The following is a 22,687-nucleotide window of genomic DNA, read 5'->3' on the forward strand; positions in this document are numbered from 1 at the left end:
CGACACATGCGACAATAAATTGGCAAAATTGTCGCATGTCTGCTTTAGGTTTTGACTATGCCATTATAGAATTACGCGTTCGTCGCCCACGCGGCGGGTAACGCGCTGCTGGTCAAGGTATTCAAGCAGAGGAATGGCGTATTTGCGGGTTACGCCGATAAGGTCTTTAAAGGCCCCAACGTCGATCTTGGGCGTCTTGGCTTTCTGCGCGGCCATGAGCTGGCGCAAGCCTTGTAAGGCAGTGTGATGAAATACCAGGTCGTCAGCCAGCTTGATCAACACGCGGTCGCGGAGCAGAAGAGTGACGAGCTTTTGAGCTCGCGCCTTGTCGATGGGAAGTCTGTCGAGCACTTCTTTCATCAGCGGCACTTTCAGGCCGGCATCGGCAAAGGCCCTTTCAATCTGCTGCTTGGCTTTTGCCTCTTCGTCTTTCAACTCCACGCCACGGCCGGCGAGCCGGACCTGCTCGCCTGCGACTTCAGCTTTCTTGTCGCGCGTGAGCTGGGCGAGCATGGCTTCCATTACGGTCTGGTGAAGGCCCAACTTCTCGCGCAGCTCTTCTTTGCTGATGCCGCCGACCAGCGGATTGGCTTTGTGAAACGCTTCGAGCGTGGCGACAAGTTTCTCCCGGGTTTTGTGCATGGCTTCGCCGGAGAGCAGGAAGTCTCCGACCTGGATAATTTGTTTTTGCTGTGCCAGCGCGGCGATCGCAGGCTGCAGGACTGATTGCTTCAATCCGGTCTCACGCACTGCCGCAGCCAGTGAAAGACCTTCATGTCCGCGCCGCGCAATGCGCGCCAGCACGGCCTCCTGTCGATTGCCGGAAGAAAGTATCTGCAAGAAACGTTGGACGGCATCCTGTTTCTGGCGTGACAACGGGAATGCGTCCAGCACCACAGCTCCGCCAATTGTGACGACCGGCGAAAACTGACGCAGGATGGCGCGGTCGCCGGGCAGCAGCAAGAGAGGTTCGGCAGCGCGGAGCTGAGCGAAGGCCGAAGCGCCGGGCTTGAGTTCGGTTATGACATGCAGAGCGACCTCGGCGATCGTCTCTGAGGTAAACGCATGGAAGTGAACACGCGCGCGGTTCTTGAGCGGCTTGGCGTCTTTGAGAAGAGATATCTGGACCTCAAATCTTTGTGTGGGCTCGAAGACGCCGGGCGCAGCCAGCGTCATGCCACGCGCCAGTTCTTCCATCTGTACACCCGCGAGGTTGAGCGCGGTTCGCTGGCCGGCAATGGCTTGCTCTGCGCTGCTGCCATGCACTTGCACGCCGCGCACGCGCGCACGCTTGCGCGAAGGGAAGACCTCAACTTCTTCTTCCTTTTTTACCTTGCCGGCGATGAGTGTGCCGGTCACGACTGCGCCAAAGCCCTTCATGGTGAAGACACGGTCAATAGGCAAGCGAAAGAGCGCTTCGGTATCGCGGGCGGGAACGTCAGCGGCAAGACGAATGATCTCGCGCTTCAGTTCGTCCAGACCGGTTCCTTTGAGCGCGCTCACAGCGACGACCGGTGACCGGCTCACATCGAGAAACGATCCGCGCACGAAGTCTTCAATCTCCATGCGCACGACGCTGAGCGTGTCTTCATCGACCATGTCCGCTTTGGTGATCACGGTGATGCCGCGTGGGATGGAGAGCAGGCGGCAGATTTCAAAATGCTCGCAGGTCTGCGGCTTGATGGATTCGTCGGCGGCAATGACCATGAGGACGAGGTCAATTCCTCCGACGCCGGCGAGCATGTTGCGGACAAAGCGCTCGTGCCCCGGAACGTCTATGAAGCCCAAACGAATCTTCTCTCCGCTGGGTGCGGCGAGCTCCAGGTGAGCGAAGCCGAGATCAATGGTTATGCCGCGGCGCTTCTCTTCCTCCAGACGGTCGGCATCAATGCCTGTGAGGGCCTTGACCAGCGCGGTCTTGCCGTGGTCGATGTGTCCGGCGGTGCCGATGATGACATGCTTCATTCCAAATCAGTGTAATAGATAAGAAAATCAAAAACCTTACCGTTAATGAACACTGATGACACTGATCAGGAGAGTCCCACCGCGGATGAATGTGGATAAATGCGGATCGGATCCTCTTCTGGCGCTCCGGAGACGCAAGTTGCCGCTGTTCCTGGTACCTGCGGAGCTGAAGCCGTGAGAAAATAGAAGTACCCCGATGCCTACGACACACGCTTCCGCCATTACTCCTGAAGTCATAAAAGATCACGGCATCACGCCGGAAGAATATGAACGGATCAAGGCCTCGCTGGGGCGCGAACCGTCGCTCACGGAGCTGGGAATTTTCAGCGTGATGTGGAGCGAGCACTGCTCGTACAAGTCGTCGCGCGTCCACTTGAAGCGGCTGCCCACGCGCAGCAAGCTGGTGGTGCAGGGGCCGGGAGAGAACGCAGGCATCATCGATATTGGCGATGGTTGGGCCTGCGCGTTCAAGATCGAGTCCCACAATCATCCATCTTTCATTGAACCGTTCCAGGGCGCGGCTACAGGCGTGGGCGGAATCCTGCGTGACATCTTTACCATGGGCGCGCGGCCTTTTGCGGTGATGGATTCATTGCGGTTTGGGCCGATCACTTCAGGTTCGTCTGGTTCCGGCGCGACGACCAAAGGCATGGATCAGGCGACGGTACACAAGAACCATTCCGTGCTGGAAGGCGTGGTCAGCGGGATAGCTTCATACGGAAATTGTTTTGGTGTGCCCAACCTGGGCGGCGAAACGAAGTTTGAGCCGTGTTATTCGGGAAATCCGCTGGTGAATGCGTTTGCGCTGGGGCTGGTGCGGCGCGACCAGATCTTTTACGCCAAAGCCGCGGGTGAGGGCAACCCGGTGATTTACGTGGGGGCAAAGACCGGACGCGACGGCATCCACGGCGCGACCATGGCGAGTGAAGAGTTCAGCGAAGGCTCTGAGCAGAAGCGGCCCAACGTGCAGGTGGGCGATCCGTTTCTGGAAAAGCTGCTGCTGGAAGCCTGCGTGGAAGCCATGCACACCGGAGCGGTCGTTGGCATACAGGATATGGGCGCTGCGGGACTGACCTGTTCGACCTGCGAAATGGGAGCGCGTGGTGGAGTTGGTATTGAGATTGAACTCGATATGGTGCCGCAGCGCGAAACCGACATGAATGCTTACGAGATCATGCTTAGCGAATCGCAGGAGCGGATGCTGCTGGTGGCTGAAAGCGGACGCGAGCAGGAAGTATTGAAGGTGTTTGAAAAATGGGGGCTCGATGGCGTGATTGTCGGAAGAGTAACCAGTGGCGGCAGGCTGCGCGTGCTGGAACACGGAAAGCTGGTCGCAGACATTCCCAACACCGCGCTGACCGACGATGCGCCGCTGTATCACCGGCCGATGGAGCCATGGACCGCGCCGGTATCGCGCACGAAGCCCTCAAACGTGAAATGGAGTAGCGCGAGGGATCTGACAGAAAATCTGAAGCGGCTGTTGGCTGCGCCGAACATCTGCTCCAAGCGCTGGATTTTTGAGCAGTACGACTCCATGGTGCAATCGAACACCGTGGAAGGGCCGGGCGCGGACGCAGGGCTGATGAGGATTAAAGGATCGAAGCGCGCACTGGCCATGGCGCTGGACGGCAACGGACGCTGGTGCTGGCTTGACCCAAAACTGGGTGCGATGCATGCGGTGGCGGAATCGGCACGCAACGTTTCATGCACGGGAGCCACGCCGGTAGCGGCGACGAACTGCCTGAACTTTGGCAATCCGGAAAAGCCGCAGATCATGTGGCAGTTCTCACAGGTAGTGGATGGCCTTACGGAGGCCTGTACCGCGCTGGAAACGCCCATCACCGGCGGCAACGTGAGCCTCTACAACGAGACACTGGGTGAAGGGATTTATCCCACGCCGGTCATCGGCATTGTGGGAACGCTGGAGAACGTGACGGACGCCATGACGTTCCACTTCCGACAGCTGGATCGTGAAGTTTTTTTGCTGAGCGGATCGGCAGAGACAAAGAATGCGGAAGCGGAGTTTGGCTCATCGGAATACGCGAAAGAGGTCTTGGGAGAGATATGGGGCGTACCGCCCGCGCTCGACCTGAAGCAGGAAGGCGCGCTACAGAAGTGCCTGCGCGAGTTGATCCTTGACCATGCGATTGAGTCGGCGCATGACTGCTCTGATGGCGGAGTGGCTGTAGCGCTAGCGGAAGCCAGCTTTGTGAAGCCAAAGGCCGGGACCGCCACACCTTACGTCGGCGCGGAGGTGGACCTTAACTCCAATGGTGTCTTCACCGAGGCGGTTTTATTCGCAGAAACTGCTAGCCGAGTGGTGATAAGTTGCGACCCTAAAAAGGCTGAAATCATCCAACAAATAGCGGTAAAATGGGGCGTACGCGCGGACCGGATCGGACGCACGATTCCTGAAAAATTAGTGATATCCATTGACGGCAGGCAGGCGGTCTCCGCAAAGGTGTCTGATCTGCGGCAGGTCTGGGACACAGCGTTATTGAAGGCACTGCATGTGGACGCGCCGGAGCATCTGGTGCCAGAAGTGTTGCAGAAAAGCTAAAAGGCGGTAGCGGTAATTGGTACTTAGTAATTAGTACTTGGCCAGATAGACAAAGCAGCGAGGCCGACCACGCGCCGAGCTGCCAAGCAACAAGCGCTGAAGATATTCAGCCAGGAGACGAACCTTGAGCGGTGTGGAGCGCAGCGACAAATTCAAAGACGAATGCGGCGTGATGGCGGTGCACAATCACCTTGAAGCCTCCACAATGGCGTACCTCGGGTTGCACCAGTTGCAGCACCGCGGACAGGAGTCTGCCGGCGTTGTGTCGTCCAACGGCGAGCGTCTCTTCATGCACAAGGCCATGGGAGAGGTAGCGGAAATATTTACTGAAGATGCCCTCAAGAAGCTGCCGGGTAATCTGGCCATCGGACACACGCGTTACTCGACTGCCGGTGACTCCGCCGTGCTCAACGCGCAGCCCATCATGGTGGACTGCAACAAGGGCATGATTGCTCTGGCACACAATGGCAACCTTGTAAACGCAAATGAAATCCGCGCACGGCTGGAAGCGCAAGGCTCCATCTTCCAGACCACCAGCGATACTGAAGTTATCGTGCATTTGATCGCGCAATCCAAGGAACACACATTGCCGGAAGCCGTATGCGACGCGCTGCGACGGATTGAAGGCGCGTTTTCCCTGGTGATGATGACGCGCGACCGCGTTTTTGCTATTCGCGATCCGCGCGGCTTCCGTCCGCTTTCCATGGGACGCATTCCCAACGGTGGCCCCACCGGCGATACAGTCGTGTTCGCCTCTGAGACTTGCGCGTTTGACCTGATTGGGGCCGTCTATGAGCGTGACGTCAAGCCTGGAGAAATGGTCGTCGTCGGGCCTGAAGGCACTTTCTCGCGTTATTTTGCTTCAGAGATGAAGCAGTCCGCCTGCATCTTTGAGCATGTATATTTCTCGCGCCCAGATAGCGTGGTTTTCGGTCGATCCGTGCAGGCGAGCCGTGAAGCCATGGGACGGCAGTTGGCGAAGGAATCGCCGGTAGAAGCCGATCTTGTTGTGCCCGTGCCGGACTCCGGCGTGGCCGCAGCGCTGGGATATTCCTCTGAGTCGCTGCTGCCATTCCGCTTTGGGTTGATCCGCAACCATTATGTGGGACGCACCTTCATTGAGCCGGAGCAGCGCGTGCGCGACTTTGGCGTAAAGCTCAAGCTGAATCCTATCCGCAGTCTGCTCACCGGCAAGCGGATAATTCTGGTGGACGATTCCATAGTCCGCGGCACTACCAGCCGCAAGATTGTCCGCATGGTGCGCGATGCCGGCGCAAAGGAAGTACACGTGCGAATCTCCTGCCCGCCGACGATTTCTCCGTGCTATTACGGCGTGGACACGCCATCGAAGGGCCAGCTCATTGCGTCGAACAAGTCGCTGGAAGAAATCCGCGACTACATTGGCGCTGACTCGCTGGCGTATTTATCGCTGGAAGGATTGCGTGCAGCCTGCGCTGAAGGCGAGAAGACGACCTATTGTTCGTCCTGCTATACCGGCGTCTATCCGACGGATTTTATTCCTCTGGATAAGATCCAACCGGTGGCAGCAGAGAAGCCGTAGGTTCTCCCGCCTAAGATTCAACAGCCTCCATTTGCGGCTAGGTCAGACTTACCGATTTCTCCGCAATCAATTTCTTGACGCGTTCCACAAACTGTTCTGCCGGCATGGTGCCTTCCGCCTGCATCTGCCCGCGGAGGCGCACGTTGACCGTGCCCGCTTCGGCTTCCTTGTCGCCAACGATCAGCAGAAACGGAATCTTCTGCGACGTGAGGTCGCGAATTCTTGCATTCATCTTTTCCGCGCGATCATCCATGAACGCGCGTATGCCGGCGTCTTTTAATTGCTGCTCAAGTTTCCGGCCATATTCAGAGTGGCGCTCACTGATGGGAACAATCCCCACCTGTATGGGCGACAGCCACACCGGGAACGCTCCCGCGTAATGCTCAATCAGCACGCCGAAGAAACGCTCCACTGATCCAAACAGCGCGCGATGCACCATGACCGGCTGTTTACGCGATCCATCTTCCGCAACATATTCCAGCTTGAAGCGCTCCGGCAGGTTAAAGTCAAACTGCACCGTGGATAGCTGCCACAGGCGGCCGATGGCGTCCACCAGCTTGATATCGATCTTAGGCCCGTAGAAAGCCGCTTCTCCCACAATGGTCTTGTAAGGAATGTTCAGCTGCTTCAGGACTTTTTCCAGCGAGTTGATGGCACGGTTCCAGTTCTCCTCGCCGCCGACGAAGCTCTTCTTGTCAGTGGGGTCCCATATGCTGAGCTCGACCTGATATTCATTGAAACCGAACGTTTTGAGCACCGCCAGCGCAAACTCAATGCAGCCGGCAATCTCGTCTTCAATCTGTTCTGGAGTGCAGAAGATGTGGGCGTCATCCTGGGTAAAGCCGCGCACGCGCAGCAAGCCATGCATTACGCCAGAACGCTCATAGCGATACACCGTCCCAAGCTCGCCCAGACGCACCGGCAGGTCGCGATACGACTTGAGCGAGTCCGCATAGATGAGAATGTGCCCGGGACAGTTCATCGGTTTCATGCGGTATTCCGCGTCGTCCAGCTCCATGGGCGTGAACATATTCTGTGCGTAATAACCCTCATGTCCGCTGGTCTTCCACAGGTTCACGCGGAAAACATGCGGCGTATAAACCAGAGAGTACCCGCGCTTCAGATATTCATCACGCATCCAGTCTTCCATTTCCTTGCGGATGAGGCCGCCCTTGGGATGCCAGAAAATCAGTCCCGGCCCGGCCAGCTCCTGAATGCTGAACAGGTCAAGCTGCTTGCCCAGCACGCGATGGTCGCGCTTTTTGGCTTCTTCAATAGCATGCAGGTGCTGCTCCAGGTCCTTCTTGTTGAAGAACGAGGTGCCATAGATGCGCTGGAGCTGCGGGTTCTTTTCGTCGCCCAGCCAGTAAGCGCCGGCGATGCTGGTGAGCTTGAAAGCCTTGATCCTGCCGGTGGAAGGGACATGCGGCCCGCGGCAGAAGTCCACGAACTTGCCGTTGCGATACGTGGAAATGGGTTCGCCCTGTTTGGTGAACTGCTCAATGAAGTGGACCTTCATGAAGTCGCCTTCAGCGCGGAAGCGCGCCAGCCCTTCATTGCGCGGGATAAATTCACGCTCAAACTTTTCGTCGCGCGCGGCCACTTCGCCCATGCGCTTCTCGATCTTTTCCAAGTCTTCCGGAGTAAAAGGCGTTGGACGGAAGAAGTCATAGAAGAAGCCGGTGTCGGTCGGCGGGCCGTGGCCCAGCTTGGTTTCAGGGAAAAGCTCCAGCACCGCCGTCGCCAGCAAATGGGCGGACGAATGCCGGTAAACGTACAGCGCGTCGGGATCGCGGTCCGTAAGCAGGCGCAGGTCAACGTCTTCTTCCAGCGGCTTGCTCAGGTCGGCAAACTGCCAGCCATCTTTGGCGGCAGGCGCATGCATGCTGCCGGGCGCTTTGGATTCTGAAGACTCAGTGGCTGAAAGCTGAGTGCCGACAGCCGAACGCTTCACCTTCGCGACCAGCGCTGCATCCGCCAGCCGTGGACTGATGGAGCGGGCGATATCAAGGGGCGTGGTGCCGCTGGGAACTTCTTTTTTGCTTCCGTCAGGAAGCGTGACTTGGATATTTTGGGCCATAGATATTGATGTGGCACAGCCGCTTTCGGCCATGGCAGATTGATCTTTCAGTCTAGCGAAGCAGGAAAGGAAGGGTCAAACGACGCACGGGGATAGCTATTAGAACGGGAAAACTGCTACACCTGGGGCCCTTAGGGGAGCGGGGGAGGAGCGGTTGGGACCATCAGCAGCCTAGCTCGACATCTTGGGAATATTGCCCCGCCTGTCCGGTACAGGTATCTTTTTCATTTGCCTCTTAAACTCAAAGATTTCTTTGTTCAGAGTGTCGATCTTGGTCATCAGGCCGTTGACTTCGGTATCCTCTACGCGGAGCCGAGCGAAGGACTCACGTGGCCTATCTCTAATCGACTTGCGGGCTACCCCCTCCACGTATGACGGATTGTTCTTCGCGTTCTTGAAGAATCCCGTGCCCGCTCCGAGCGCGTATTTCATCTCCGTTCTATTGCGAAGACCCTGCACGTGTGACACGAACTGCTCCTCGTATCGCTCAACGATAAGTTTGTGAAGTTTCTCCCGTTCCGCCTTCGCCTCCGATTCCATGCTGCTCAACTTCAGACTGTCCTCGTTGAGAATCCAAACCTGCCCATGCCCCGTGTGCCAGTAATAAGCGTACCGCGCTGCGCACTCCTCGCACTCTAGCCGGTACGTACCAAACTCGTCGCCCCGGCTCCAGGTGTCATGTTCTTCCCACTCCACAACTTGTATACCTTTGCCGCATGGACAGGGTACTCTGCGCTCCATCTTTTCGTAGCCCATGATGACGGGATTATATCCCTTGCGTCCGTCTTTTCCGGCTCTCCTCGAACTGATCCTTCGGCTAGGCCCACCAAGGGCGGTCAAATTAAAAGCATAATCGATCTCTGCCATAAAAGGTTAAAACTTTGTCTAGTGTATAGATCAAGGAAAAGGCTCGAAGTCAGTACCGCCAATAGCTATGGAAAGACACGAGCAAGCAGCGCAGATTTGGCCGTTGCTAGTTTATGCGGCACGCATGCAGCGAATTCTCAGCTACACAGAAATTCAGAAAATGACCGGCATACCCGCAGTCGCTCAAGGCAGAGTTCTGAAGTTTATTCAACGTTATTGCGAACGCCACAAGCTTCCCCTGCAAAAAGATAAGGGCATCGAGAAAATGCCCTTATCCTGATACCAGGTATATCTTTTCTGTTTTGCAGCACGTTCTTGATTCATCACTTGCGACTACGTTTACGTCTTTGTCGGGCCAATTCTTCCTTCCGGTCTCGCGCATGAATGAAAACGTCGTCAGGGTCTCTGAGACGTTTTTCTTCCGCTAGACGCACTTTGCCGAAACGGTTCCAGTCGTCAAGTTCGATTTGGTGCAGGGTCTCTAAGAATTCCTGATTACATTCTGCTTGTAATTCTTGGGCGAATCCTTGAAACACTCGGATAGATTTGGAACTGAAAACTCCGGTTCGCTGCAACGTGTCGCAGTGTCCCACGATTGCCGCGAATGAGGAGTTGAGCTGGTACAGAATGTGATAAATCTCTGTTTTTTTGGTAACGTCAAGGTCAGCCATGCTTTACCTGCCTCCGGCAGGTGAACTGTGGTTAGGGCGCGTTCGGTGTTCGCGCACCGGACGTTGCCCGACTGTTTAAGGTTTGGACTTGCGTCCCGTTGTTTTCTTGCGTTGTTTCTGGTGTCGGGTCTTCCTCCCGTTGGCAATCTTCGGCAGCAAGGCCCGGACCCGTTCAATGTCTTCCTCAGTCCAAGCGCGCACATTCCACTTTCCAATTTTCGTTGGTTTTGGTGCCGGAACCTTCTTGGCAGCAATATAGCGTTCCAAGCTGGTACCAGTAATCCCAAGCTTCTTAGCGGCCTGATTCGTGGAAAATCTAGTCATTCTGTGGAAGTTTCACAGATATAGGATGCAATGTCAACTGATCTGCATTGCGTTCGAAAAAAAAACTCAAGAGGCCGAGTCACAGCTGGAGGCTCGCTCCGAGTTTGGCTTTTCTATTATTCGGATATTCCAGCCGAGATGAGGTTTGTACTGTTCTTTCAATCTGTCCAGCAGCGCTGGGGCAGTGTCACCGCAAAGGATGATTATGATTACATTGTTCTTTCGAGGTTTCAGGTGCTCGGTTTGCCCAATGAGCCTGTCCAGTTCAGATTTCTGCGTCAGATTGCGTTTCAGTTCAATGAATGCCCTGTGCGTCCCAAACATACCGTCAACTTTGAAATAAATGTCTGTTGTAGTTCCAAGATGTCGATATTCAATTTCGATTCGGGCATCGGGAGCGCATTCCTTTAGGTGGGCAGCCAGCGAATCTCGGTACTCCGTTTCCTTGTGAAAGCTTGGAGGATTCCAACTTTCTATTGCCCTACTGAGGTTCGCGACCAATCCGTCCCATGCAAGGGATAATTTGGTGATCTTCGACATGCGCGTTTGATTATCTCATTAGGATGAAATACTGATTAAGAGAGCCGAATTGCTCACAAGTTCCCGGAAACGCCAACCAGTTCCGCCAGCGTCTGCCAGTGTCTCGGATGCGGATGCCGTTTCCCCTTGCGAACATCAGCGGCGTAGGGCATTGAAACGCCAAGCGTCTCTGCAATCATCTTGTTTGTGAGATTGCCGAACTTTGGCAGTATCTGTTCGGAATAAACCTTATCAGTGAGCCATGCAGGTTGACTGGACGGCGACCAGGCGCTTTGCGCAAGGATGTGCTTCCGGTGCGTTTCGGCACGTCGTCTTTGTGCTTCGTCGCTTTGCGCGGCCATCCTTCCGGCATTCGCGGCTTGCTTTAGAGATTCAGTCGAAAGCGGGACCAAGCAATCACGACAATGCTCATGCCGGGGCTCAATCGGTTTGCCGCAAGTAGCACAGACGTGTTGGGGTCGTGGCGCACGTTTGACAGGTAGATCATAAAATTGGCCCTTGGCTTCTCTTCTCGCCTGCTGAGTAAGGCGGGTTGGCGGCAATAGAGGCTTGTTGCGCGTGTGTAACCAAAAGGATCTAGCAACCCACTCCGCAAATGGTGCAACAGCACGTCCCCAGGTCGGCGCAGTCTCGCTAAGGCGAATGGCGAAAGGTGCCATCAAACGACAATTGCCGTCACGCTGCTCAAAAAACCATTCTCGACTCAGGGGCTCGCGAGTAATCCAATCCAGCAAGTACGAATCGACCAAGGGCCGAACAGGCTCCATGACATCACAGGCAAGGCTGTCACGAGCTGGCGTGTCAACATGGAGCACCCCAAGGCCAGGATCAAGGCCCAAAGCAGCTACCGCCAATCGGGCTTCGGTTTCTAGCACTGCGTAAAGATAATTCAGCATCGCATTTGGTGGATTAGCGGCAAGTCGGGGCGAACCAGTCAGCGGAGAATGCCGGCTTCCAAACGTTCGCCAATGCTCAGGAACACGAGCAAGAACATTTTTGGGGAAGAAAATAGGCAAGTTGCTCCATGCTGTCCAGTACGCGAGAGCGGCTTGAGACTCTATCAGCCGAATCGACGAAATTTCCTCTGCTGCGTCTAATGCAATCCGTAGATGAGCGATTTTCTTTGCTGTAGTGTCGTCAAGCAATTTGTCGCGAACGACAGTTTCCTGCCCAAGCAGCTTTTTGCCAATCAGCTCGCGGGCAATTCTCAATGCACTTCCCGATGAGTGAGCGAGAGCTTGGGCACGCCGAAGCTTTGCATCTGATGGACGGACAGGGCCGGTCGTGGCCAAGACAGAGCCGTCACGGTCAAGCATGACGAAAGCTGCGTCCTGATCTGCCAGCCAACGGAGAGCAGCTAACGAGACCATTCCGTCAGAGCCAATCACAACAAGACGGCGAAGTCGGTGGCCTACACGTGGAAATCGCATTGCACGTCGATCTGAGCCAATGCCATCTTTGACGAGCAGATGCCCACGATCTAGCCCAACGTGTATGCCATATCCGGCTAGAGTCACCACGCCAGAGCGGGGCGCTATTGTAGTCTGAGCGATGTTGAGGCTGGCATCCGACTCGCAAGAATTGCGAGTCGATACAAATTGCGATAGGGTTTTTGTAGCTGCCATGGGAGCTTACTCTCCTGTTGGTGGTTAGGGCTTGTCGTCTGCTGGTAACAGGCGATAGGCCCGCTTATTCATGCCATGAATGCGGAAATTGGAATTGAGTCTGTCTCGAAAACAATTTTCGCTCCACAATCGGGACACGCATGATCGTGAGATTGCCCTTTGTAACTGCAAGAACACTCGATGAAAAACTCGTACCTGATGATATGGTGCGCAAGTTGCGCGCGCCTTTCCTTTGCCCTCTCTTGCGCACAAATATCACGCGAGCGGCGCGGAGTGACAACGCCAACCGCAGCGAGTGACTCTGCAAAGAAATCAATTTGGGCCGACCGTCTTTTTGGAAATTTTGGTTCGCGCAGGACTTGGAACGCAAGTTTCCCAACCCAGGGAAGGAATTGCCCATCATAGGGACTCGCGCCTTTCTGAAACGCCCCTATTACTTCTGCCTCGCTTTGCGCATGTGAGAGCAGCGGCCAGAGCCGCTCCCACACTTGATTAAAGATGAACTGAAAGTTACCGGCTCGCCCAAAAATCTCAGAGGGACGCATACGTGCAATGCGTCCTCTCCCGCGTTTTGTACGAAACGTGTCAAGAGTTTTTTTGCGTCTTATCGCTACTGTCTTGTGATTTGGCATTTATGCGTAAAATACGCTAAATCTCGTCTTAATTGTACGACAAATTCCTCAAAGCTGACGGTCTATATTGCGTAAAATGTTTATCAACATATAGTTACATGGGATCATGCATAAGCGAGCCCAGGCAGAGATGACCGTATAATTCGCTCCATGCAGAAATCCAGCAAACCTAAAACCAGCAATAAACGCGAAGGACATGCTCGCGAACGGGCTATTGCAACGCTTGCTCTCATGCGGCGAGAGAAACTCTCGCTGGCGGAAGCTTCCCGACTGGAGCACATCAAACCTGCGACTGTCCTTCGTTACGTGGGCAGTGCTGTTCGTCAGGATCGTCCCGGTGGTCGTTACCGCGCCACCAAGAGTGATCGATTACGGCGTGACCTTCAGATTCCCACTGCATCCGGGCAAACTACTGTCACTGTTTCGGGCAGCAAAGCAGCAACGGAAATTGCTGAATATCAAAACGCAGTTGCTCGCTACTTAAGAAAAGGTGATGTCTCAAAGCTCAAACAATTTCAGGGAAAGGTGGTCGGAATTCGAGGCCAAAGAGTTGAACTGGTTACCGATACCGCCGTTCTTTCATCCCTTGCGCAGGCGGGTGCGCTCCAATTCGATCAGCTCTACGCATCAATCGCTGGCAGGTAATGAGGAGCGGATTGCCAACTTGCAAGGTGCAAGCGGCGCGCAAGCGGCTGCATTGCGCTCTCTGCGGAAGCACTGCGCAAGTGGAACGTCATCACGTTGGAGGCCAATTTCACATTCCTTGGATTACTGTCCCGCTTTGCCGGATTCATCACGGCCGCATGACCGAGATGCTTCGTCTGTCAGGAAGTTGAAATGGGTTATACATCCGATCCACAAGAACGGTTACAGCGCGTACGGCGGGCCATTTTGGTTTTCAATTGGATGATTTTGGAATTGGAACAGCAGAACAGCAAAAAAAAAAATAAATGTCCGCAAACCATGACCTATTTCTGAGAGCACACACGATTGGCCCAAGAAAAACGTCGATCAAACCCGGAAAGAGCGGTCAAGATTCAAAATGGCCAGCTCGAATTCTCGTCCTCGATACTGAGACAACGATTGATACAGAACAACAATTGATATTCGGAGTCTATAGACTCTGCAATTTGATTGAAGAAAAGTATCTCTGCTGCGAAGAAGGAATATTTCACAAGGAAAACATCAGTAACCGCGAGCGGGAAATTTTGGAAGCTTATGCAAAGAAAAGCTTCGCGGGTATCGAGATAAAAAGTTTTCCTCCAAAGCTGGACTTGAAAATCTATCCGCGCTGGAAATTTATAGAAAGAGTATTTTGGAAAACCTTGGCCGCTGGCGGGATGATTGTTGGATTGAACATACCATTTGACCTGTCTCGTCTCGCTCTTGGCTGGGCAAGAGCCCGTAACGGCGGGTGGTCGCTTATCATGTCAGAGCGCATCTCTCGCAAGACAGGTCAAAGTGAGCCCAATCCAAACCGGCCCCGGATTCGAGTTGACGCACCTTTCATAGCTTTGCTTCGTTCCGAACATCCAGAGGAATGGCCCCCAGGTAGGTTTCTCGATCTGCACACTGTTTCCCTTGCATTATTTGGCGAAGCCATGGGCTTAGAGGCTTTGTGTCAACGGTTAGAAATCCCCGGAAAAATTGCGCACGAACCAAGCGGAAAAATTATGCCTGCCGAAATCGATTATTGTCGGGGAGATGTACGAGCAACCCATACCGCGCTGAATGAATTGAAAAAAGAATTCGATCTGCATCCGTTGGAACACCTGTGGCCTGACAAAGCTTATTCTCCCGCCTCAATAGCTAAAGCTTACTTGGACGGAATGGGAATTATTCCACCAAAAGAAAAATTCGCCGTATCGAACAAAGTCCTGGGCATTGCGATGCAAGCATACTATGGCGGTAGAGCGGAATGCCGGGTGCGGAGGACTCCCGTTCCGGTGATTCATACAGATTTCAAAAGCCAATATCCGACCGTAAATACGCTCCTTGGAAACTGGAGAGTGTTAACCGCTAAGAGCATATCGTTCGACGACGCAACCGAAGATGTGCGGAGATTTGTTAGCGCCGTAAAATTAGATGATCTTTTCAATCCTGATACGTGGAAAAAGTTATCTTTTTTTGCGCTTGTCCGGCCAGATAAAGACATCCTGCCAATTCGGACGGCGTATAACAACGTAACGCAAAACATCGGCATAAACGAACTTACCTCAAATCAGCCGATCTGGTTTGCGGGTCCTGATGTCGTCAAGTCAGCAATTCTGAGCGGCAAGGTGCCACATATCGAAAGAGCGATTCGGATAAAGCCGATAGGCAAACAGCCCGGACTAAAGACAATAAGATTGCGGGGAACTCTCGCAATAGACCCGAGACGAAATGATTTCTTTCGCTATGTTGTAGAGGAACGCGAACGCCAAAAAGGCAACAAAGCGCAGGCTGACTTCTTAAAAGTTCTTGCCAATGCCGGAAGTTACGGTCTATTCGTGGAAATCAATCCAGAGAAATCGGCGAAGCCAGTCAAAATTAAAGTTTTTTCCGGTGAACAGTCGTTTGAGCAATCATCACAGGTTATTGAAAAACACGGTCGATGGTACTTCCCGCCCCTTGCGGCGCTAATCACTGCGGGTGGTCGGTTGCTTTTGGGAATGCTTGAAAAATCTGTAATAAACGAGGGAGGAGCACACCTCTTTTGCGACACCGATTCACTGTGCATCGTTGGATCAAATCAGGGCAGCTTCGTTCCTTGTTTAGGGGGAAGGCACAGTTTGCCGAATGGTAAAGACGCGGTCAAAGCCCTTTCGCGAAAAGCTATTGAGCAAATTGCAAATAGGTTCAGGTTGCTCAATCCGTATCATCCTCACGTTGTCCCGCACCTTCTAAAGATCGAGGATATTAATTTTGATTCGTCAGGCCAGCTTCGCAAACTTATGGGTTACGCGATTTCTGCCAAACGGTACGTTCTTTATCAGCAATCCAAATCTCAGCTCACCATAATCGAACCAAAGGCTCACGGCTTAGGCTATCTTTATCCGCCAATAGAGAAAAAAGGGAAGGATGATCCGCACTGGACATTCGAGGCTTGGAAATGGATGTTGTGCAAGGAACTTGGTTTGCGAAGTTCCGCGCCTCGCTGGGTTGATCTGCCTGCAATGATGCGAATTGTTGTAAGCACGCCGAATGTGCTCGGTAGGTTTAATCAGCTGACGCGACCTTACAATTTTCTGTTTTGTCCCTTGATCGATGCGGTTGCCGGTTATCCAGCAAATTTGGATAGAGACAATTGCACATTGATAACAGCATTCACAAAAAATCGAAGGCACTGGATACAGGCGGAATGCATCAACGTTCTTGACGGAGCACGTTATCAGCTTGCAGAAAAGCAGAGCAATAAGCTAGACAAGTTGATTCCTCAAACTTTTGAATATGTACTTAGACTCTATCTTTGCCATCCTGAGGCAAAGTCTCTTGCCCCTGATAGCACGGCATCCGTCGCTGATACGCGGGGACTATTGAAACGCTCATCTATTATCGCAGGCCAGTTGCGCTATGTCGGAAAAGAAACCGATAGGCGGTGGACGGAGGACGAAAACCCAAGCCTGCTGACATTTTCACCCGTCGAATATCTTCCCTCCGGCAAGGTTGCTGCTGATACGAACTTACAAGCTAAAGTCAGCGACCTGGGTGTTCGCGAACTTATGCGGAGAACGGGATTTAGCCAACACACGATAGAAGCGATTCGCGACGGGAAACCAGTGCGACGAACTACTTTGACGCGGATGCAAGCGACGGTACTGCTTCCCCGAAATTTGAAGCGGCAAACTCTAAAAGATTAAGAGTGCCCAAACATAGAGATTAGAGGTAAACTCCCCAAATATGCTTGTCAATCCGTTTACTCCCACGAGAATTGCGTCCAAGCCAAACGAGTTTTTCGGAAGATTCGATGAGATCACCATATTGGAGAGATCGCTGCAAATGGGGTCAGTAGTTTTGGACGGGCCAATAGGAATTGGAAAATCATCCTTGTTGTCGCGGGTTGTATTGGCAATGGAGGGATTTGCGACTGGCAAGAAAGCAAAATCGGTACTGGCTACGGGACACAGGGGTATCCAGACTGTTGATGATGCTGCGCGCATTCTCCTTCACAAATTTGTTGATATTGATGAGAAGCAAAAATCCGTATCCTTTAAAGTCGCATTGGGCATACCGAAGTTCGGCTTGGGGGTTGAATATGAACGAAAAACCCAGGAAATATATAAGAATTTTTCCGATGGCCAGCATCTTGCAGCCTTATTGAATATTATTGAGCGTGAAACATTGTTGAAAATTCTCGGCTCAGACCATGTTCTTCTTTTATGCGTTGATGAAGCTGATAAATGTCCCGTTGCCTTGGCCAGATTGGTCAGATCTATTTCAAATGATATACAACATCAAGGCATTGATTCTGTGCGATTCGTTTTAGCGGGGGTTAGTCCTTATTTCCAAGCGATGGTAGCAGAAGATGAGGGAATTCGCAGGTTTTTCTATAAGACAATTCGTCTCAAGTCTCTCTCCGATTCAGACAGCCAAGACCTTCTGCACACCAAGTTGACCGTGGTCGCACAACGGGCAGAGAAAGATGGTATAAGGCTGCGCATCCATCCGAACGTAATTGGGCGTGTCGTATCTCTCTCAGGGGGTCATCCTCATATCTTGCAACTACTAGGCTCTCATTTGGTCGAGCATGAAAATGAGGACCCTGACGGTATCATTGACGCAAAAGACTTGGTCAATTCACTTAGAAGGGTATGCTACGAGGATCGAAGTCAGGTGTATGAGTCTACCCTCCACATGCTCGAAATCGAGGGTAGGCTTGACGGTCTTCTGGAACTGTTCGCCCGAGGCTCATCTGGCTTTCCAACTAAAATCGATCAAACCGTTGCACTTGAAACTGTTGGTACAGATACGATTCAGTGGTTTGTTGACCACAACATTCTTGCGCGAACCGAGGATGGCTCATACGGCTTGGTAGATGAGTTCTTGCGGATACGCATGTTGTTGGATTCCTTAGACAGCAATGACGAGATTAAACAAGTCGAATTGGAGATACTCGAACAGTTTGCCATTCAGTCGGCTTACCTAGAAAACTCTTACTCCAATGACAGAATACGGATCACTGGAGATACTGAGGATTAGTATGGGGCCGCTGGGGGGCGAGCGGCACTCGCATCTGCCCGCCCCCTAACACCTGGATTGCAAATCGTGGTGTTCGCGAACTCATGCGCAAAACTGGATTCAGACAGCACACTATCGAAGCGCTTCGCGATGGAAAGCCCGTGCGCCGCACAACACTTATCCGAATGCGGACTGCGGTGGAAACACAAGTCTTCGGGGATGAGTCCCCAAACAGCGTTTCCCGAAAGTTCGCCGAAGAAAGAGGAATGATCGTCCCAGATAGACTTCAGCTATCATGTAAGTTCATTTTGGATCACTTATGCCTTCAGGAGCCGTCAACGCCCGTTTTCCATGTCGAGAGCTTGGCGACTACATGGAGGAAGTGAAGAAAGTCCAGAAGACGTGGAGAAAAGGAAAAGTGGAATCCAAAGGGGACAGTATGCCACTTTGGTTTCGAGGTCAACGGTCTGCAAAGTGGGATCTCCGGCCTCGAATCTATCGTCATGAATATGCTGAGGCTTTAGAATCTGAGATTAGGCTTGAGTTTGAGGGCCACGGCTTACAACTAGCGACAACAAATCTGAACCGCACGAAGTGGGAATGGTACTTCTTGATGCAACATTACGGTGCGCCGACAAGATTGTTGGATTGGACTGGAAACCCGCTAGCGGCGCTCTATTTTGCGATTGCAGACGAGTCGATAAAGGACGATGTCAAGAATCAAGACGCTGCGGTCTGGATTTTTGACCCCTGGCGTTGGAACAACTTGCATTTTAGTGGACTCAGTGGCCCTAGCTTGCCGGGCTGGAAGGAAACCGAACCGTTTCTTCCTGATCTTGAAGATGCCTGCAATCGAGAACGGGTTCGGAAGCGCTGGCCAATCGCCATCGAACCTCCGAGCATCGACCGACGACTCGCTAATCAGGCAGCTCGATTCCTCTTGTTCGGCAAGGAGAAAGACCTTGTCAAGGCTATGGACCGAACAAAGAACGAGCGCGAGAAAACACCTAGACTGGCGTATATCGTGCTCGCACATGAGAAATTGGATAGCATTCGCTGCGAGCTCGACGACATTGGCGTCAACCATCGCATGCTTTTTCCCGATCTACAGGGATTGGGGGCCCACTTATCGTGGGAGTGGAAAGGGTTCCGCAAAGCAAGGCATCTCTACTGATGGTTATTTCTAACGGGAAAAAAGGCACGACTAAGGCCAAAAAAAAAAGGAGTGCTTGATTGATGTTGGGCGTTATCACATTTAAGTACGATGTTCGACTCGACCAAACGATGGCATTTGAATCTGTGTATCACGAGAATCTGCGTTACGACTTCGAAGAGAAACAGGAGCTACGGGCTACGCGGGGAGCACTGTTTGTGTGGATGTTTATAGGTGAAGAACTTGCTGGAGAGTCCTATGGCATTCCTCTCGCAAATCTCGATGAACCAATCGAGGGCTTGACTGAATTAACTGATACAGAAAAACGGGCAGGAATTTACTGCTACTCAAATACGATCCTCCCCTCTTTTCAAAAGCAGGGTTTCGGGAAAATTCTCAAAGCTCACTGGCTAGGGGTAGTCGCAGGTAAGGGGTTTGAGCTTGTTTATGGCCATGCACGTCCGGGAGGAAGTCAGGCACTAAACGTCCAGTTCGGAGCCGCCCTTCTTGGTGTCTTTCCCAATTGGTATGACACGGGCGAGGATTACAGGATGTACCGCCTCGTACTCGATTCGGTGTAAACCAGCATACGGTGAGCGCAATTTTATCGCGGTTTTCACCCCCCCAATCCCTCGCACCGCCCCCTAAGGCACTGAGGTGTAGCAGTTTTCCCGTTCTAATAGCTATCCCCGTCAAACGACGCACATGTGAGAATAGCGCGACAGCCAATGCAAACCACCGCTACTGGGGATTTAAAGGACCTTACTCAGCCGCCCTACACGTCCGCGAGTCCGCGTCGCGCCATTCACGTGACCACAATTTTGACGACAGCGCCTTATCGGGATGGGTCGATTCGTACTCGGCAATTATCCGGTCATAGGCGGATGAAGCCTTACTGCGGTCATCGTCACCGAAAATCACTCCGGTTCCACGTTCGACCTCAATCTTCGCTCCGAGCCTATGAGCGGCCTTCCGGACCGCTGCATCGGAAGTGCCTTCCGGCAAAAAACGAGCACTCGATGCTCATCGAGCAGCGTGCGGCTGGAACTCCGGTCTCATCCAGGACTTGCTCCATGCGTACACGCGGGATCTTTTGCGGAACGCGCAGCCGAACCATCTCTGCCGGCTTTGTCCGCGAAGCGACGGCGGCTTCCGGAATGAATGCAACCACGAACTTCTGATGGGCAAAGCGGCCAAGCAGCGCCATCATGTACCGCATCTCTTCAAGCGACACCGGCACTTTTACCACTACGGAATTCTCTGCGCCGCTCACGCCCAGTGTCCCTTGCTCGTGGACTTCACCGATCACCGTTTCCACAGAACCGCGCGCCGCAACCGCGCATACGATACGATCAGCCACCGCGACAAAGTTCGCTTCCTCAAACGACCGCAGAGAGACCTTTGCGTCGGCATAGCTCATTGAATCTCGCGTGTTAGGCGAGCCCAGGCCGACCGCCATCTGCTGTCCCGCAGCCGATCCGAGCAAAACCAAAATACTCACGAGACAGCGCGTGAACATTGTTTCGGTCAATGCCATGGCAAGATCATACCTACTCTGGGAACAACCGAGTTGCGCAGAATCGCTTCTATGCTGGGCCCAACTCGTAATGTGGCGCGCCAGCTATAATTGGCCGTTTCCCATCCTTCGATTGGAGAAGTTGCATGTTTCGACCCATCATCCTGGCCGTGGTTCTTACCGCTTCCTGTCTGGCGCAAGATAAAACACCGACAGCCGACGTCGCGCGGATGGAACAGATCGTACAGTCCTACGTGCCCAGCAAATTTATGGGATCGGTGCTGGTGGCCCAGGACGGCAAGGTCTTGCTCGACAAGGGATACGGATTCGCCAACCTAGAGTGGGGCGTCCCGAACACGCCCACCACAAAGTTCCGTCTGGGATCGCTTACCAAGCAGTTCACCGCTGCGTCGATCTTGCTGCTGGAAGAGCGCGGCAAGCTGAAGGTGGAAGATCCTGTTAAGAAATACATGCCGGACGCACCGGCGGCCTGGGACAAGATAACGATCTTTCATCTGCTGACGCATACGTCGGGCATCCCGAGCTTCACCGGCTTTCCTGACTACGAATCTCGTGAGGCGCAGGCCATGACGCCGGAAAAGCTTGTGGAATGGTTTCGCGACAAGCCCCTGGAATTTGAGCCGGGAACGAAGTGGAACTATTCGAACTCCGGATACGTCTTGCTCGGTTACCTCATTGAAAAGATCAGCGGACAGAGTTACAGCGACTTTGTGCAGCAGAATATCTTCACGCCGCTGGGAATGAAGGATTCAGGCTACGATTCAAATTCCGCGATCATCGCCCATCGGGCCGCAGGTTATGCGCCGGGCAAGAGCGGCCCTGTGAACGCCGGATTCGTCCACATGAGTATTCCGTTTTCCGCCGGGGCGCTTTATTCCACCACTGAAGACCTGCTGCGCTGGGAACAGGGCCTGTTCGGCTGCAAGGTGTTAAAGCCTGAATCGCTGGCCAAGATGACTACGCCTTTCAAGCAGGACTATGCTTTTGGGCTGGGTGTATCAACCAATAATGGACATAAGATGATCGCGCATGATGGCGGAATCCAGGGCTTTAATACGTTTTTGGGTTATTTTCCCGACGACAAGCTGGTAGTGGCGGTGCTGGCCAATCTGAATGGACCCTTTGCGGAGCAAATTGCGAGAAATCTGGTGAAAGTGGCGCATGGCGAGAAGGTAGTGCTGCCTACGGAGAGAAAAGAGATCAAGGTATCGCAGGAAATTTTGAAACAGTATGTGGGGACGTATGAACTAACGCCCAAATTCAGCCTTGCCATCACACTGGAGGATGGCCAGTTGATTTCACAAGGTACGAACCAGGGAAAGGTGCCGATGTTCGCCGAATCAGAAACCATGTTCTTCCTGAAGCTGGTGGATGCGCAAATAGAATTCGTGAAGAACGAAAAAGGCGAGGTGAATCTTGTGCTGCACCAGAACGGGCGCGATGTGAAAGGCGTGAGGAGATAGCGGACCAGCCGAGAGGATTTCGGTTCGTATGTAAGGAGAGAAATTGCAGTGAGAAGAAACCGGATCGTGTTGGCGGTTGCGATGGCATTATTCGCGGGTTCTTTTTTGGGAACCGCCGTGGTTTGCAGGTCGGCTTTCATCAGTGGTACGGAAGTCTCCGGCTATTCTTGCGCGGAGATGGCGATCCTCATGCCGTGGAGCGATGATGGGGGCAAGTTGCTGCACGAGCGTCCGCTAGGGTACGTTGCCACGCTTCTAAGCGGATGGATCAATCTCATTTTTGTGGCCGCGGTGATCTTACTGCTTAATGGACGGCATCGCAGGCTGGCCAATGTGATTCGGTCCGCTCTTCTGCTCATGCTTCCGGCGTGTTGGATTGTTTTCTTTTATCAAAGCATGCGGCCTGATTATGCTTATTTTCTGTGGACGGCCGCGATACTTCTGGCACTCTTCTCCCGTTCATTTTCGAATCTGCTGGTTAGAACTGCACCGGCGAGATCAGTTGATTTGGCCTGAGTGTACACGCGAGTAAAGATTTAACGTATGTGTGAG

The 22,687-nt window shown here is 53.1% G+C and carries 16 protein-coding genes; 9 read left to right on the top strand and 7 right to left on the bottom strand.

From position 1 onward, the window contains the following. Window positions 1-63: 63 nt before the first annotated feature. Entirely contained in the window at window positions 64-1,965 is a 1,902-nt protein-coding gene (gene selB / locus LAO76_18380; GenBank protein ID MBZ5492890.1) for a selenocysteine-specific translation elongation factor, read from the bottom strand. A gap of 196 nt (window positions 1,966-2,161) precedes the next feature. Here selB and purL point away from each other — a divergent pair, with 196 nt between their 5' ends. Together purL and purF are read left to right on the top strand one after the other, a co-directional pair. After that, window positions 2,162-4,525: a phosphoribosylformylglycinamidine synthase subunit PurL gene (purL, locus tag LAO76_18385; GenBank protein ID MBZ5492891.1), complete on the top strand. Its 2,364-nt coding sequence runs from the start codon at window positions 2,162-2,164 to the stop codon at window positions 4,523-4,525. A 172-nt stretch (window positions 4,526-4,697) separates the two neighbouring features. After that, window positions 4,698-6,086 carry an amidophosphoribosyltransferase gene (purF, locus tag LAO76_18390; protein ID MBZ5492892.1) on the top strand — a complete coding sequence of 463 codons (1,389 nt, stop codon included), beginning with the start codon at window positions 4,698-4,700 and terminating at the stop codon, window positions 6,084-6,086. 37 nt (window positions 6,087-6,123) lie between these two features. On the opposite strand, the gene thrS is transcribed toward purF, so the two are convergent. The 5 genes from thrS to cas1 form a co-directional block, all read right to left on the bottom strand. Continuing rightward, window positions 6,124-8,166 carry a threonine--tRNA ligase gene (gene thrS, locus LAO76_18395; protein MBZ5492893.1) on the bottom strand — a complete coding sequence of 681 codons (2,043 nt, stop codon included), beginning with the start codon at window positions 8,164-8,166 and terminating at the stop codon, window positions 6,124-6,126. A gap of 171 nt (window positions 8,167-8,337) precedes the next feature. Further along, window positions 8,338-9,033, bottom strand: coding sequence for a hypothetical protein (locus LAO76_18400; GenBank protein ID MBZ5492894.1), 696 nt, complete (start codon window positions 9,031-9,033; stop codon window positions 8,338-8,340). A gap of 323 nt (window positions 9,034-9,356) precedes the next feature. After that, window positions 9,357-9,704, bottom strand: coding sequence for a hypothetical protein (locus LAO76_18405; protein MBZ5492895.1), 348 nt, complete (start codon window positions 9,702-9,704; stop codon window positions 9,357-9,359). Between the two features lie 390 nt (window positions 9,705-10,094). After that, window positions 10,095-10,568, bottom strand: coding sequence for a hypothetical protein (locus LAO76_18410; protein ID MBZ5492896.1), 474 nt, complete (start codon window positions 10,566-10,568; stop codon window positions 10,095-10,097). 53 nt (window positions 10,569-10,621) lie between these two features. Continuing rightward, window positions 10,622-12,193, bottom strand: coding sequence for a CRISPR-associated endonuclease Cas1 (gene cas1, locus LAO76_18415; GenBank protein ID MBZ5492897.1), 1,572 nt, complete (start codon window positions 12,191-12,193; stop codon window positions 10,622-10,624). Window positions 12,194-12,975: 782 nt separating this feature from the next. On the opposite strand from cas1, the gene LAO76_18420 reads away from it, so the two are divergent. The 5 genes from LAO76_18420 to LAO76_18440 all read left to right on the top strand — a co-directional run bounded on the left by LAO76_18420 (window position 12,976) and on the right by LAO76_18440 (window position 19,716). Next, window positions 12,976-13,470 (top strand): hypothetical protein, encoded by a 495-nt coding sequence (locus LAO76_18420; protein MBZ5492898.1) that lies wholly within the window; start codon window positions 12,976-12,978, stop codon window positions 13,468-13,470. Window positions 13,471-13,775: 305 nt separating this feature from the next. Further along, window positions 13,776-16,664, top strand: coding sequence for a hypothetical protein (locus LAO76_18425; protein ID MBZ5492899.1), 2,889 nt, complete (start codon window positions 13,776-13,778; stop codon window positions 16,662-16,664). Window positions 16,665-16,803: 139 nt separating this feature from the next. After that, window positions 16,804-18,003: a hypothetical protein gene (locus tag LAO76_18430; protein ID MBZ5492900.1), complete on the top strand. Its 1,200-nt coding sequence runs from the start codon at window positions 16,804-16,806 to the stop codon at window positions 18,001-18,003. A gap of 298 nt (window positions 18,004-18,301) precedes the next feature. After that, window positions 18,302-19,156, top strand: a complete 855-nt coding sequence (locus tag LAO76_18435) for an FRG domain-containing protein (protein MBZ5492901.1) — start codon at window positions 18,302-18,304, stop codon at window positions 19,154-19,156. 62 nt (window positions 19,157-19,218) lie between these two features. Continuing rightward, a complete protein-coding gene (locus tag LAO76_18440) occupies window positions 19,219-19,716 on the top strand; it encodes a hypothetical protein (protein MBZ5492902.1) in 498 nt (165 codons plus the stop codon). Between the two features lie 377 nt (window positions 19,717-20,093). Here LAO76_18440 and LAO76_18445 read toward each other — a convergent pair whose 3' ends face one another. After that, window positions 20,094-20,672 (bottom strand): hypothetical protein, encoded by a 579-nt coding sequence (locus LAO76_18445; protein MBZ5492903.1) that lies wholly within the window; start codon window positions 20,670-20,672, stop codon window positions 20,094-20,096. A gap of 125 nt (window positions 20,673-20,797) precedes the next feature. Between LAO76_18445 and LAO76_18450 the strand changes: the two genes are divergently transcribed. Continuing rightward, the gene (locus tag LAO76_18450; protein ID MBZ5492904.1) at window positions 20,798-22,135 is read left to right on the top strand and encodes a serine hydrolase; all 1,338 of its coding nucleotides are present in this window, start codon (window positions 20,798-20,800) and stop codon (window positions 22,133-22,135) included. Between the two features lie 48 nt (window positions 22,136-22,183). Further along, window positions 22,184-22,651 carry a hypothetical protein gene (locus tag LAO76_18455; protein ID MBZ5492905.1) on the top strand — a complete coding sequence of 156 codons (468 nt, stop codon included), beginning with the start codon at window positions 22,184-22,186 and terminating at the stop codon, window positions 22,649-22,651. Window positions 22,652-22,687: the final 36 nt, after the last annotated feature.

Source organism: Terriglobia bacterium (genome assembly GCA_020072645.1).
In the GTDB taxonomy this organism is placed as follows: domain Bacteria; phylum Acidobacteriota; class Terriglobia; order Terriglobales; family Acidobacteriaceae; genus Angelobacter.

What these genes read in the sequence shown, in the direction of transcription:
- LAO76_18410 (MBZ5492896.1), bottom strand. Translation starts at nt 10,568, where the DNA reads ATGTCGAAGATCACCAAATTATCCCTTGCATGGGACGGATTGGTCGCG.
- cas1 (MBZ5492897.1), bottom strand. Translation starts at nt 12,193, where the DNA reads ATGGCAGCTACAAAAACCCTATCGCAATTTGTATCGACTCGCAATTCT.
- LAO76_18445 (MBZ5492903.1), bottom strand. Translation starts at nt 20,672, where the DNA reads ATGGCATTGACCGAAACAATGTTCACGCGCTGTCTCGTGAGTATTTTG.
- thrS (MBZ5492893.1), bottom strand. Translation starts at nt 8,166, where the DNA reads ATGGCCCAAAATATCCAAGTCACGCTTCCTGACGGAAGCAAAAAAGAA.
- purL (MBZ5492891.1), top strand. Translation starts at nt 2,162, where the DNA reads ATGCCTACGACACACGCTTCCGCCATTACTCCTGAAGTCATAAAAGAT.
- purF (MBZ5492892.1), top strand. Translation starts at nt 4,698, where the DNA reads ATGGCGGTGCACAATCACCTTGAAGCCTCCACAATGGCGTACCTCGGG.
- LAO76_18430 (MBZ5492900.1), top strand. Translation starts at nt 16,804, where the DNA reads ATGGGGTCAGTAGTTTTGGACGGGCCAATAGGAATTGGAAAATCATCC.
- LAO76_18405 (MBZ5492895.1), bottom strand. Translation starts at nt 9,704, where the DNA reads ATGGCTGACCTTGACGTTACCAAAAAAACAGAGATTTATCACATTCTG.
- selB (MBZ5492890.1), bottom strand. Translation starts at nt 1,965, where the DNA reads ATGAAGCATGTCATCATCGGCACCGCCGGACACATCGACCACGGCAAG.
- LAO76_18425 (MBZ5492899.1), top strand. Translation starts at nt 13,776, where the DNA reads ATGTCCGCAAACCATGACCTATTTCTGAGAGCACACACGATTGGCCCA.
- LAO76_18400 (MBZ5492894.1), bottom strand. Translation starts at nt 9,033, where the DNA reads ATGGCAGAGATCGATTATGCTTTTAATTTGACCGCCCTTGGTGGGCCT.
- LAO76_18435 (MBZ5492901.1), top strand. Translation starts at nt 18,302, where the DNA reads ATGCCTTCAGGAGCCGTCAACGCCCGTTTTCCATGTCGAGAGCTTGGC.
- LAO76_18440 (MBZ5492902.1), top strand. Translation starts at nt 19,219, where the DNA reads ATGTTGGGCGTTATCACATTTAAGTACGATGTTCGACTCGACCAAACG.
- LAO76_18450 (MBZ5492904.1), top strand. Translation starts at nt 20,798, where the DNA reads ATGTTTCGACCCATCATCCTGGCCGTGGTTCTTACCGCTTCCTGTCTG.
- LAO76_18420 (MBZ5492898.1), top strand. Translation starts at nt 12,976, where the DNA reads ATGCAGAAATCCAGCAAACCTAAAACCAGCAATAAACGCGAAGGACAT.